The sequence below is a fragment of the Amycolatopsis sp. NPDC045836 genome (genome assembly GCF_056431745.1).
This window is the reverse complement of record NZ_JBWKKF010000042.1, coordinates 1-12966: the sequence shown is the minus strand read 5'-3', so window position 1 is coordinate 12966 and position 12966 is coordinate 1. Positions and strand designations below refer to the sequence as shown.

Annotated in this window: 11 protein-coding genes; 7 read left to right on the top strand and 4 right to left on the bottom strand. The window is 72.0% G+C overall.

Annotated features, from left to right (window positions below; all coding sequences use genetic code 11):
• Position 1 precedes the first annotated feature (1 nt).
• The 6 genes from AC07EG_RS39340 to AC07EG_RS39315 are packed head-to-tail and all read left to right on the top strand — an operon-like array spanning position 2 to position 7395.
• A complete protein-coding gene (locus tag AC07EG_RS39340) occupies positions 2 to 829 on the top strand; it encodes a carbohydrate ABC transporter permease (RefSeq protein ID WP_478258383.1) in 828 nt (275 codons plus the stop codon).
• A 26-nt stretch (positions 830 to 855) separates the two neighbouring features.
• Positions 856 to 2124 carry an ABC transporter substrate-binding protein gene (locus AC07EG_RS39335; protein WP_478258382.1) on the top strand — a complete coding sequence of 423 codons (1269 nt, stop codon included), beginning with the start codon at positions 856 to 858 and terminating at the stop codon, positions 2122 to 2124.
• A gap of 12 nt (positions 2125 to 2136) precedes the next feature.
• A complete protein-coding gene (locus AC07EG_RS39330; RefSeq protein WP_478258381.1) occupies positions 2137 to 3294 on the top strand; it encodes an ADP-ribosylglycohydrolase family protein in 1158 nt (385 codons plus the stop codon).
• A complete protein-coding gene (locus AC07EG_RS39325; protein WP_478258380.1) occupies positions 3291 to 4595 on the top strand; it encodes an ADP-ribosylglycohydrolase family protein in 1305 nt (434 codons plus the stop codon). Before AC07EG_RS39330 ends, AC07EG_RS39325 begins: the two co-directional genes overlap by 4 nt.
• On the top strand, positions 4592 to 5470 hold the full coding sequence (locus tag AC07EG_RS39320) for a ribokinase (protein ID WP_478258379.1): 879 nt from the start codon (positions 4592 to 4594) through the stop codon (positions 5468 to 5470). Before AC07EG_RS39325 ends, AC07EG_RS39320 begins: the two co-directional genes overlap by 4 nt.
• Positions 5467 to 7395, top strand: a complete 1929-nt coding sequence (locus AC07EG_RS39315) for an SUMF1/EgtB/PvdO family nonheme iron enzyme (protein WP_478258378.1) — start codon at positions 5467 to 5469, stop codon at positions 7393 to 7395. Before AC07EG_RS39320 ends, AC07EG_RS39315 begins: the two co-directional genes overlap by 4 nt.
• 4 nt (positions 7396 to 7399) lie before the next feature.
• Here the strand turns inward: AC07EG_RS39315 and AC07EG_RS39310 are convergent, their stop codons facing one another.
• Positions 7400 to 7798 (bottom strand): acyl-CoA thioesterase, encoded by a 399-nt coding sequence (locus AC07EG_RS39310; protein WP_478258377.1) that lies wholly within the window; start codon positions 7796 to 7798, stop codon positions 7400 to 7402.
• Between the two features lie 52 nt (positions 7799 to 7850).
• Positions 7851 to 9128 (bottom strand): choice-of-anchor A family protein, encoded by a 1278-nt coding sequence (locus tag AC07EG_RS39305; RefSeq protein WP_478258376.1) that lies wholly within the window; start codon positions 9126 to 9128, stop codon positions 7851 to 7853.
• On the opposite strand from AC07EG_RS39305, the gene AC07EG_RS39300 reads away from it, so the two are divergent.
• On the top strand, positions 9112 to 9426 hold the full coding sequence (locus tag AC07EG_RS39300) for a hypothetical protein (protein WP_478258375.1): 315 nt from the start codon (positions 9112 to 9114) through the stop codon (positions 9424 to 9426). The two genes, AC07EG_RS39305 and AC07EG_RS39300, sit on opposite strands and share 17 nt — an antisense overlap.
• A 135-nt stretch (positions 9427 to 9561) precedes the next feature.
• Here the strand turns inward: AC07EG_RS39300 and AC07EG_RS39295 are convergent, their stop codons facing one another.
• Both AC07EG_RS39295 and AC07EG_RS39290 read right to left on the bottom strand, forming a co-directional pair.
• The gene (locus AC07EG_RS39295; RefSeq protein WP_478258374.1) at positions 9562 to 12165 is read right to left on the bottom strand and encodes an arabinosyltransferase domain-containing protein; all 2604 of its coding nucleotides are present in this window, start codon (positions 12163 to 12165) and stop codon (positions 9562 to 9564) included.
• Positions 12166 to 12337: 172 nt separating this feature from the next.
• A partial coding sequence (locus AC07EG_RS39290; protein ID WP_478258373.1) for an FtsX-like permease family protein occupies positions 12338 to 12966 on the bottom strand: 629 nt, incomplete at its 5' end.

Genomic DNA, 12966 nt, shown 5'->3' with positions numbered 1-12966 from the left:
CGTGCGTGCGCTGCTGCGCCCTGCCCAGTACCTGGCGCTGGCCCTCTACATCCTCTTCCTCGGCTTCCCGCTGCTGTGGCTTATCTCGGCGTCGGTGAAGTCGTCGGGGGAACTCAACTCGCTGTCGGTGAGCCTGCTGCCGGAGCAGTGGCACTGGCAGAACTACCGCGAGGCGCTCGACCGGCAGGGGCTGATCCACTCGGCGGGCAACAGCCTGGTCGTCGCGCTGGCCTCCACCGCGCTGGTCATCCTCATCGCGCTGCCCGCCTCCTACGTGCTGGCCCGGCTCAAGGGCCGGGTGCGGGCCGCCGGCGTCGGCTGGATCCTCGTCAGCCAGGTGTTCCCGGTGGTGCTGATCATCCTGCCGCTGTTCCTGGTGCTGCGGACCTTCGGGCTGACCGACAGCCTGACCGGGCTCACCCTGGTGCACACCACCTACACGCTGCCGTTCGCGCTGTGGATGCTGCAGGGCTACGTCGCGGCGATCCCGGTGGAACTGGAGGAGGCGGGCGCGGTGGACGGGGCGAGCCGCCTGCGGGTGCTGCGCGCCATCGTCTTCCCGCTGCTCGCGCCCGGTGTGGTGGCGACGGCGATGTTCAGCTTCGTCTCCTCCTGGAACGAGTTCTTCTTCGCGCTGGTGCTGCTGCAGTCGCCGGAGAACTACACGCTGCCGATCACGCTGAACATGTTCATCGGCGGTGAGGGCAAGGTCGCGCTCGGCCCGCTGGCCGCGGGCGCGGTGCTCGCCGCGATCCCCAGCATCGTCTTCTTCACCCTGCTGCGCCGCAAGCTCACCGGCGGGCTGATGGCCGGGGCGGTGAAGGGGTGACCCAACAGAACCCGAAAGGTCGGTCAATGAAGATTCGACGCGCGGCGCTGGCCGCCTGCCTGCTCAGCCTGGTGCTGACCGCCTGCGGAAGCGGCGACAGCGGGGACCCGGGCCCGGTGAAGCTGACCTTCCAGTCCCTGTCCGACCAGCCGGGGGCGATCGAGCAGACGCGCCGGACCGTCGACGAGTGGAACCGGACCCATCCGGACGCGCAGGTCGAGATCGTGCAAGCGGGCTGGGACGGGGTCTACGACAAGCTGATCACCCAGTTCAACGCCGGTAGCGCGCCCGACATCATCCACTACGAGGCGGCGGGCATCGTGCCGTTCGCCAAGGACGGCTACGTCGCCGACCTGACCCCCCACCTGCCCGAAGCCAAGCGCGCCGACGTCACCAAGGGCGTGCTCGACTCGGTCACCGTGGACGGGCAGGTCATCGCCTACCCGACCGAGGTCCAGTCCTATGTGGTCTTCGCCAACCGGACCCAGCTGCAGCAGGCGGGCGTGAGCCTCCCGACCGGCCCGACGATGACCTGGGACCAGCTGCGGGAGATCGCCAGGACGACCACGAAGGACGGCCGGTTCGGCCTCGGCTGGGGCCTGTCCAGCCCGACCGCCTCGTTCGTGGCGATGGCACCCGCGTTCGGCGGCAAGTACTTCGAAGGCACCGGCGACGCGGTGGACGTCAGCATCGGCGAGGGCGAGATGGCGCTGCCGAAGCTGGTCAACGCCATGGCTCACGAGGACGGGTCCATCATGCCGGTGACGCTGACCCAGTCCGGGACCAAGGCGCTCGCGCCGTTCTACGGCGGCCAGGTGGCGATGACCATCCAGGGCTCCTACCAGGCCGCGAACATCGCCAAGGACGCGCCGGCCGGCTTCGACTGGGTGGTGCTGCCGCCGCTGGCCGGACCGGCGGGCCCGGCGCAGGCCAGCAGCGCGCAGACGCTGTCGGTGAACAAGGACTCCGCGCACATCGAACAGGCCGCGGCGTTCATCGACTTCTTCACCAGCACCGAGAACCTGGCCGCGCTCAACGAAGCCGACGGCCTGATCCCGCCGACCACCTCCGCCCGCGAAGCGCTCGCGGCGAAGGTCGGCACGAAGAACGGCTGGGACGTCATCCTCGCGTCCGGGCAGCACCTGACCTCGGCGCCGTACGTGTTCGCGGACAAGTACGCGCAGTGGAAGGACACCGTCGCGACCCCGGCGTACCAGCGTTTCCTGGCGCAGGAGGTCGACGCCGCCGGGCTGGCCGCCCAGTTGCGCGACGGCTGGCAGAACATCAGCGGGTAAGGAGCGAATTCGTTGACCTGGCTGGAAGACCGGGCCGTCGCGGTGATCGCGGGCGCGGCCGTCGGCGACGCGCTCGGCGGAGCCACCGAGGGGTGGACGCCCGAGCAGATCGAACAGCGGCACGGCGGGCGCGTCACCGGCATCGTCGGGCCGTGGTACCCGAACTGGCGGGACGCGCGCCCGATCGCGCCTTACCACAAGGGCGACGGGCACATCACCGACGACACGCTGATGACCCGGGCGCTGGTCGAGGTCTACGCGAAGCGCCGGGCCCACCTCGACGCCTACGCCGTGGCCGAGGACCTGGTGCCGTTGATGATCGGCGAGCCGCGCTGGGTGCCCGAACTGGAGTCCACCGCGCTGCTGCTGCAACGGGTGTTCCTGGCGGAGAAGTGGATCGTCGCGAGACTCCACTACGGACACGTGGACCCGCGTGAGGCGGGTGTGGGCAACGTGGTGAACTGCGGTGCCGCCATGTACGTGGCGCCGGTGGGCATCGCGAACGCGGGCGACCCGCGGGGTGCCTACGCCGAGGCGATCGACCTGACCGGTGCGCACCAATCGAGCTACGGCCGCGAGGCCGCGGGCGTGGTCGCCGCGATGGTCGCAGCTTCGGTGACCCCGGGCGCGAGCGTCGGCGACGTGGTCACGGCCGCGCTGGACGTCGCGCACGACGGCACCGCCGCGGCGTTGCGGGCGGTCGTGGACACCTTCGGCGAGTGGGAGCGGGCACCCGGCACGGACGACGAGGAGCGGGCGCTGGCCCGGCTGGTGCGGGAAACGGTGGCCCCGTTCGATTCGGTGGGGCCGCGGTACCGGCAGATGTCGATGGACGCGCGGCGCCCGTCGCGCACCAAGTCCATCGAGGAACTGCCCGCCGCGCTGGCGTTCGTCCTGGCCCACCGGGGCGACTACCGGGGCGCGGTGCTCGCCTCGGTGAACTACGGCCGGGACGCTGATTCGATCGCCACCATGGCCGGCGCGATCTGCGCCGGGCTGGGCGGGACCTCGGCGGTGCCGGGGGAGTGGCTGACCGCGGTCAGCGAAGCCAGCCGCATGGACCTCCGCGAAACCGGGCTGCTGATGGCTTCGGCGGCGGCCGACATCCTGCGGGCGGACCGCGACCGGGCGCTGGCCAGGATCGCCGTGCTGGACGAGGTCGGTTCGTGAGGCTGACCTGGGCGCAGCCGGAGGACCTGCTCGCCCACGAACTGGTCCAGTCCGCCGCCGAAGGCAGGGACGTGGCGGCGGTGCGGGCGCGCTGGACCGGGGCCGGCGGTGATCCGGTGCCCGCGGTCAGCGGTGCCGGACCGCGACCGGCGTCACCGGAGTTGCGTGCGCTCGCGCGGACCCTGCTCGACGAACTGGGACCCGCCCCGGCCGAAGAGTCGTGGGAGGCCATCGCCGCGACCCTGCCGCCCGCCCCGGAACTGCCGTCCGGGACCGGTGACCGCCTGCTCGGCGCGTGGACCGGCCGGGCCGCCGGGTGCCTGCTCGGCAAACCCGTGGAGAAGATCCCGCGCGAGGGCATCGAGGAGATCCTCCGCGCGACCGGGCGGTGGCCGCTGGACCGGTGGTTCACCGCCGCCGGTCTGCCGCCGGAGGTGGCGGCGCGGTGGCCGTGGAACCGCCGGTCGGCGCCGAACTCCTTGGCGGAGAACATCGACGGGATGCCGGAGGACGACGACCTCAACTACCCGATCCTCGCACTGGTCCTGCTCGAACAACGCGGACGCGGGTTCACCACCGACGACGTCGCGCAGCTGTGGCTCGACCACCTGCCCGCGGGCCGGGTGTTCACCGCCGAGCGCGCCGCCTACCGCAACGTGCTCGACGCCCGCCCGGTGCCCGAGACCGCGACGCACCACAACCCGTTCCGCGAGTGGATCGGCGCGCTGATCCGCGCCGACGTGTTCGGCTGGGTGTCGCCGGGTGACGTGCGCACGGCTGCCCGGCTCGCCCACACCGACGCCCGGCTGAGCCACACCCGCAACGGTGTCTACGGCGCGATGTGGGCCGCCGCGCTGTGCTCGGCGGCCATGGTCTGCGACACCGTCCACGGTGTCCTGGACGCCGCCGGCACGGTGATCCCGCCAGGCAGCGCGCTCGACCGGGCCGTGCGGCTCGGCCGTGCGGCCGCGGCCGACGGGGACGTCCGTGCCGGGCTCGACCGCCTGCACGCCGAATTCGGCGAGCTGCACTGGGTGCACGTGCTCAACAACGCCGCCGTCATCGCCTACGCACTGGCCAGGGGCGACGGGGAGTTCGGCGCCAGCGTGTCGATCGCGGTGACCGCGGGCTGGGACACCGACTCGGCGGCCGCCACCGTCGGCGGGGTCGTCGGTGCCCTGCACGGGGTGCCCGAGCAGTGGGCGGAACCGCTGGACGGGCGGATCGCCACCTCGCTGCCCGGCGGCGAGCAGCGGATCACCGACCTGGCAGCCCGCACGGAAGCGCTGGTGGCCCGGTGAGCGGGGTCGTGGTGGTCGGTTCGGCGAACGTCGACCTGGTCGTCGACGTGCCGCACACCCCCGGCGCGGGGGAGACCGTGCTCGGCGGCGAACTGCGCCGCAGCCCCGGTGGCAAGGGCGCCAACCAGGCCGTGGCCGCCGCGCTCGCCGGTGGTGCGCCCACCAGCTTCGTCGGCGCACTCGGCCGCGACGACTCCGCCGACCTGCTGCTCGATTCGCTGCGGGGCGCCGGAGTGCGCGTCGACCTGGTCGACCGGGTGAACGCGGCCACCGGCACCGCGCTGATCACCGTGGCACCCGGCGGGGAGAACGCGATCGTGGTCGCGCCGGGTGCCAACTCGGTACTGGCGCTCGGCCCGGCGCAAGCGGGGCGCGTCGCGCTGGCGGACGTGGTGCTCGCGCAGCTGGAGGTCCCGCTCGACGCGATCCGCGCGGCCGCCGCGGCTCGCCGTCCCGGCGCGCTGATGGTGCTCAACGCGGCACCGGCGCGGGAACTGCCCGACGACCTGTGGCACACGCTCGACCTGCTCATCGTCAACGAGCACGAGGCCGCCGACCTCGCCGGCACCCCGGAGGCGCTGCTCGAACGCGTGCCCGCCGCGGTCGTCACCCTCGGCGGCGAAGGCTGCCTGGTGGCCAGGCGGGACCGCGAACCACTGGAGATCCCCGGCATCCCGGTCGACGCCGTCGACACCACCGGGGCGGGCGACACCTTCTGCGGCGTGCTCGCCGCGTCCCTGGCGCGGGGGCTGGACCTGGGTGAATCCGCCCGGCTGGCCGGCGTGGCCGCCGCGCTCTCGGTCACCCGGCGAGGCGCGCAGGCCGCCGTGCCCACCGCCGACGAGGTAGCCGCGGCCCGAGGAAAGGCACCATGACCTACGCGTTCGACCCGCTCGTGCCCCGGCCCATCGACCAGCCGACCGAGGTCCCCCTCGACGGCCCGTTCAGCGACCTCGACGAAGCCAAGATCTTCAGCGGCCCGGCGGATCCGGCCGACCGGCCCGCCTGGCGGGAGCGGCTGCGGCAGTGGCGGGAGGACGCCCGCGCCCGCCACGGGTACAGGGGCGTGGCCTACGAGCGCCCCGGCGCGGCGTGGGCGGCTCGCTGCTACGCGGTCGCGCAGGTGTGGCTCTGGGACGAACTGCTCTACTCCTTCGACGAAGGGCGGTTCACCCCCGGTCGCTTCCTCGCCGACGCACAGGAACGTTTCGGCGGTCTCGACGCGCTGGTGCTCTGGCACGCCTACCCGGTGATCGGCCTCGACGACCGCAACCAGTGGGACTTCTACCGCGACGTGCCCGGCCTGCCCGACCTGGTCGAGGCGCTGCACGACGCGGGGTTGCGCGTGTTCGTCGACTACAACCCCTGGGACGTCGGCACGCGCCGGGGGCGTGACGACGTCACCGAGCTGGCCTCGCTCGTGGCCGACCTCGGCGCCGACGGCGTTTTCCTCGACACGCTGAAGAAGGCGGAACCCGAGTTCGTCGAACAGCTCGAACGAGCCCGGCCCGGCATCGTGCTGGAGGGGGAGTCGAAGCTGGCCGTCGAGCGCATCGAGGACCACGCGTGCTCGTGGGCGCAGTTCTTCGCGGACTCACCGGTGCCCGGTGTGCTGCGGGCGCACTGGTACGAGCGGCGGCACATGCAGCACCACATCCGGCGCTGGCACCGCGACCACACCGGGGAACTGCAGTCCGCCTGGCTCAACGGGGTCGGCGTGATGGTATGGGAGGTGGTCTTCGGGGTGTGGGTCGGCTGGTCCACCCGCGATTCCGCGACCGTGCGGCGGATGACCGCCGTTCAGCGCGCGGCGGCTGACCTGCTGCTCGGCGGTGAGTGGACCCCGCTCGCCGAACTGTCCCCCGAAGCCGAGGCCGCCGGGGTCTACGCGTCCCGCTGGGAACTCGGCGGGATGACACTGTGGACGGTCGTCAACCGCGGTGAGCAGGACTATCCGGGCCCGGTGCTGGATTCGGCGACCAACCTGTTCGGCGGTCCGGTCCCGGCGCGCGGCATCGCGGCCTTCCTCCGCCTGGCGCCCGGGGTGCCCGAACCGGACTGGGTGCCGGGCTTGCGCGACCTGCCCCACGATCCCGACGCCCGGTTCCCGCACCGCCTGGCGACCCGTGTGCGTCCACCGCGTTCACCGCGTTCATATCGGGCGACCGGCACCCCCGAACCGGACGCCGTCGTGGTGCCCGCCGGGCCCTACGTGCTCACCGTGCGGTACCGCGCCAGGGAAACCGGGATGTACCAGGGCGCGCCGTACGTCGACGAGTGGAAGCCACTGCCGCCACGCCTGCACGACGCCCGCACGCTGCAGCGCGACGGGGAACTGGCCCATGACGTCGCCGTCGCGGTGACCGAGGTGACCAACGCGCAGTTCGCCTCGTTCCTGGCGGAAACGGGCTACCGCCCGGTGCAACCGCACCGCTTCCTCGCGAACCCGGGTGCCGACGACGCACCGGTGACCCATGTCGACCTCGACGACGCCCGTGCCTACTGCGCCTGGCGGGGCGGCCGGTTGCCCACCGAGGACGAGTGGCAGCTGGCGGGGGAGACCGGCCGCCTGCGCCGTGCTGAGCCCGCCGTGTGGAACTGGACCGAGAGCGAGCACTCGGACGGCCGCACCCGGTTCGTCCTGCTCAAGGGCGGCAGCGACTACCGCGCGAACGGTTCCGAATGGTACGTCGAGGGCGGGCGCCACGGTCCGGACCACAGCGTGAAACTGCTGCTGCCGGGCCTTGGCCAGGCGCGCTCGGCGACGGTGGGCTTCCGCTGCGCGTGGGACCTGGGCTGACGGTTCACCCGAACACCCGCCGGACCCCGGGCAGCAACGGCACCTTCGTCCAGTCCTTCGTGGACACCTGCACGTAGCGGCCCGAGGCCGCGGCCGTGTGGCGGTCACCGACCCGGGCACCGAACTCCACCGTCACCGCCGTCGTCCCCACCCGCGACGCCCGCACCGCGATCGACAGCAACTCGTCGAACCGGGTCGGCGCCAGGTAGCGGATGGTGAACTCGGCCAGCACGAAGTCGACTCCGGCCCGTTCGAGCGCCGCGTACTCACCCAGCCCGTGCCGCAGCGCCTCGATCATCGCCGCTTCGCAGAACACGGCGTACCGGGACGCGTGCACCACGCCCTGGCGGTCGCAGTCCACCGGCCGCACCCGCACGACGTGCTCGAACACCACTGGGGTCATCGCCCCAGTGTCGCGTGGACGAGGCCAGGGCACCTCCCGCCGGCGGGGGAGCCTATTCCCCCTGCGGGTGCCTGCGCCGGATCGCGATGACCACCAGGGTGGTGCCCGCGGCGAGCAGCAGGGCGCCGACCGCGAGCAGGCCGCCGACGTCGGTGCCGGTGGCGGCCAGCGGCTTCCCACCGGCCGGATGGGTCCCCGCGACGGCGGGGTGGGTGTGGGTGCTGGTCCCGGTCAGGTGGAGCACGGGCTTGGTGGTCCGGCTCGTCGTGCCGGTGCCCGACGTGTTGGCTCCGCTGGTGGTCGTGGTGGCGTCGGTGGTGGTTGTGGTGGTGGGCTTGGTGGTGCAGTCGGGCAGGTCGCCCTCGAACGGGTAGGCGTGGAACTCCTGCCCACCGCCGCCGGTGTTCTCCGAGGTGTGCAGCAGCGCACCGGTGGTGAAGAACCGGCCGTTCACGCCCGACGCGGTGACCGTGGTCAGGCCGCCCGGATTGCCGACCAGCACGCTGCCCTGGAACTGCGCTCCACCGGCGATCTTCACGCTGCCGGCGTCCGGGAAGTTCCACAGCAGCCGTTCCCGCAGCTTGTTCAACGGTTCCTGGTCGGCGAGGTCACCGGTGTAGGTGTTGATCGCCCTGGCGTCGCCGACCAGGTTGACCAGCACGGTCGCCCCGGCCGGAACGCCCTCGAACTCGAGGCCCTGCATGCCACCGGTCGGCCCGGTCAGGTCGAAGTCCACGGTGAACACCTGCAGCGCGGACTCGCCGTCACCGGTGAACAGCGTCCGGTAGCCCTCGTTGCGCGCGGTGCCCGTGGTGGGCCGTTGCGCGCCTTGCTGGCGTGCGTAGCACTGGCTGGCCAGGCGCAGTTCCTCACGCAGGCCGAGGTAGGGCTTGGCGGCGTCCGGGTCCTGCTCGGTGGTGCCGGTGACGGTGCCGCGGAGGTTGCGCGCGTGCCGGACCACGCCGCCGTCGGCGAGCAGGCGCTGGCCGCCGACGACGGTCACGTCCCCGCCGGTGGTGAGGAAATCCGAACCGTCCGGCGGCGGCACGCGGGAACCCACCCCGGCGATGCCGACGTTGTAAACCGCGGAACCACCGGCCCGTTTCGCCAGGTCGAAATCGCCGAGGACGACGACTTTGCCTTCGGCTTCCGCCGCCGCCCCACGCACCCGGAAATCACTGCCGACGTAGATGTTGATGCCCTCGTCACGACCGGCGAAGGACCCATTGCCGACCGGCGGGTGGGAATCGGGACAGGCGTTTCCCAGACACGGCCCCAACCCACCCGGCAGGGGTGCCGCCACCGCACCGGGGGTGGCGAAAACGGCCACCGCCGAACACCACACGACGGCAGCACTGGCGATTGTCGGAACGAGCCGCCGTGTGCGCATGACGCCGAGTCTTGTGGCAACCAGCCAGGTGGTCGAAACCAACAGGCGGAAATCGCCCGGCCGAGTGGGCAACTACCTCGAAACGGTGATCCGCCGGTCAGCGCTCGCCGATGCGGTGTTCGGGTGGGGAGAACACCGCGGTCACGCACGGGTGGTGGCTGCGCCGGACCGGGTGGATCGGTACTCGTTCGAACAGGCGCGCTGCCGCGGCCCGCTCGGGCGGATTGTCCGAACGTGACGCCGGCGCCACGCGAACCGCGATCTGGCAGCTGGTCATCGGGCTGAGCATCGAGCATTATGGCCCACTCGAGCGCAGGGCCCCTGGGCGCGGGCAGCGCCGTTGCCTGCGGTGTTCGTCGCCGCGTGTGCTCGATCAGGATGGTTCGGGTTGGCCGGTGTACTGCTCGCTGGCGTAGGTGGGACCCCGCCACCAGCCTGGCCGCGTGCTCGTGCTGACCTGCTTGTCGATGGCCTGTGTGGGATAGCGGTAGCGGACTTCGAGCAGTGTGCCCCAGACCGCCGGATCGGCGTGGCCGGGTAGGGAAGCCGGGATTTCGTGGTAGTCGGCGACCGAGTCGAGTGGGGCGAAGCCGCCGCCGTGGGGCCGGTGCTCGCGGGTCAGTTCGCCGTGGAATTCGTACTGAGCAGGTGCGCGCACCAACAGGGCGGGGGGTTCGAGCAGGCCGTCGGCAAGGGCCGGCAAGCGGGTGCAGGGGTGCCAGGTGGAGATCGGCCAGTCGACCAGTACCGGTCCGGCGGTGTGGTCGATCCGGTCCTGCAGGGTGCCCCCTTCGGCGAGGTGCACCGCGTCGGCGGCACCGCAACTGGTCGAGATTAGCGAGGCGAGGTTGGTGTGCACGGGCGACCAGGAGCCCGCCGCGTGCTGGTTGAGCGCGGCCTTGCCGTGCAGGCCGAGCAGCATGATCGGCAGGACGCCGACCGTCGCGGTGGCGATGGCCATGGCCGTCCAGCCCAGGAGCCGGGTGTACCAGGGTTGCTCGTCGCCGCCGGTGGTGCCGCGGTGACGCTGCCAGAACAGCAGCGCGCCGGCGGCGACACCGCCCCCGACGAGCAGGATCGCGGGGTGGGCCAACGCGCCGCCCGCGAAACGTTCGCCGAGGAACGGCATGCCGAGTTGGTGGTAGCCCCACCAGGAGTTCGGGCCGTACCACCCCAGGCTGACCACCACGGTGATCAGGAACAGGACACCAAGCCGGAGGAGCCAGCCGGCGCGTTCCCTCGCGAACGCCCGGGGCAGGGCGGCCAGGCCGCAGGCGAGCACCAGCGCCAGGTAGAAGTTCAACGCGGAAAAGTGCGAAACGATCTTGGTCGGCGTCAGCAGCAGCGCAGCGAACGCCAGGCCCAGCCAGGCGAACGGCCAGCTGGACACACCGGCGAAGGTGTGCCCGGGATGGTGGCGGGGCCGCAACACCAGCACGATGACCAGCACCGCGATACCGAGCAGCACGGGCAGCCGCCGGGCCGGGTGCTGTTCGAAGGTGAAGTCCTCGGCGACTCCGCCGAGCAGCATCTGATACCGGCTGAACTCGCCGTACCAGCTCTGCGCGGCGCCGTACCAGTAGCGGGCGCCGGCCGAATCCAGGAAGCCGCCGATGCCGGAGTGGGCGAAGACCAGGGGTGACGCCGCAGCGATCGCCGCGGCCACCAGCGCCAGTAGCAGCACGGTCCCGCGTGTCCCGAGACCGCGGCGCAGGGTGACCAGCACGCCCAGGACGAGCGGGATCAGTGCCAGCATCCCGGTCGAGGTCACCGCGAAGCACACGCCCGCGGCGACCCCGCCGGCCACCAGCCACCCCGGGGTGCCGGTAAGCCGGGCACGGACCGCGGTGTAGGCGCTGATCCCGGTGCACAGCGCGACGAACGGTTCCGGGCGCAGGCCGATCCCGCTGGAGGTCCACACCGCGGCGAACGCGGCGGCGAGCAGGGCGGTGGGCACCCGGACGGCGTCGGTGTGCTGCCGCAGCAAGCGGATGATGCCCAGCAGGAGCAGCCAGATCGCGAACCCGGCCGCCATGGCGGGCACCCTGGTCATCAGCGGGGCCCAGCTCACCTGGAACAACGGCGCGAACAGGTATTGCAGCAGGACGGCGGGGGTCTCGGCCACGTTCAACGCCATGTAGTAGTCGCCCGCGAACCCCGCCGCGGCCAGATTGCGGTGCATGCCCAGGAACCAGCCGTCGTCCACGGTCTGCGGTCCCAGCACACCCCATGCGGCGATCCCGGCCGCGACCAGCGCACTCCACCCGGCGTCCACTCGCTGGGGCAGGCGCCGAGTGGTGCGGTGACGAGGTCGTGCCAGCACCAGGAAACCGGCCACCACACAGCCGAGCACACCCATCGCGCAGCCGGCCATCAGCGCCGCTTTGAGCGGGGACGGTGAAGTTTGGAAGCGGGCGTCGGTCAACACGCGAGCCGACACCGCGGCATCGGGAGGCAGGTCCGTGACGAACGCGGCAACCTGCGGCACCAGCGCCTCGGTACGCAGCAGTTCGTGTTCCCCGGCGCGGTCCTGCAGCGCGATCCGCAGTTCATGGCCTTCGACGTGGATCCGGTAAGCGCACTCCCCCTCGGCCGGCGGCCCGAGCAGGTGCTCGCGGCCGCCGACGATACTCACCAACTGCCCGTCGCGGAGCTGCACGAGCAGCCCGTGCGCACGGACTTCGACGGCATCGGCGGGGAACGTGGCGAACGCGGTGGTGGTCTTGCCCGGTGCAGCCGATTTGAATGCCTCACACGCCAAGGTGGCATCCAGGCGCAGCGGCCGATACGGCACCATCATCGCCACCGCCGACTCCGCCGGCCGACCGGTCTGCGGCCACGACACTTCCACCTGGTCAGCCTTGACGGGCGCGAACGGGATGGCGATGGCCAGCGCGATGGTGAGCAACGGCAATACCAGCCACCAGCGGAACTTGGCGCTTGCCCGGTGCTCACCCAAAGAGGCCGCCGCAGGCACCGCACATTGTTCTACAACAGACAAAGTGGTCCTCCGGAAGCGCGCGCAGGTATTCCACGCGAATTCGAGAATGAAGGCAGATGATCGGTCAATCAATGTGGGCAGCGGCGCCCAGCGAAAAAACTGTGCCGCGCCGGGTGGAGCGAAGGTCGTGCGCGCCCGGCCGGGGTGATCAGGCGGTGAGCGTGTCGGCGGGCCGTCCGCTCATCGCCCGGCGGGCGGCGGTGGCGGTGATGGGCAGCGTAATCAGTGCGACCGCGAGGCCGATGGCGAGCAGGATCACCAAGGGTGCGGAGCCGACCGGGTTGGCGCCGACGACGATCGCCGTGGGCAGGACCGCCCCGCAGGCGACCACGAGGCCGACGCCGAGACCGGTGACGGCGGCGACCGCGGTTTCGGTCAGCAGCAGTCCGCGGACCTGGGCGCGGGTGGCGCCGGCCAGGCGCAGCAGGGCCAGTTCGCGGCGTCTGCCGAGGACGGAGACGGCGACGGTGTTGATCACGGCGATCATCGCGTAGGCCAGGACGACCAGCAGCATGAGCGTGTTGATCAGGGCGTTGACGTCGAGCCCCGCCTGCAACGCGGTTTCCAGGGCCTCCCGGTCCCCGACGGTCAGGCCGGCCTGCGCGTTGCCGGCGACGCCCTGCACCGCCGCCAGGAGCGCTTCGGCGGTCGTGCCCTCGGCGGCGCCGACCAGCAGGGTGGTGGGTGCCCGGGCGGTGGTGTGCGCGGCGAGCAGGTCGGCGGGCAGGATCAGGTGCTCGTAGCCGGGCAGGTCGTCGTAGGTGGCCACGACGCCCA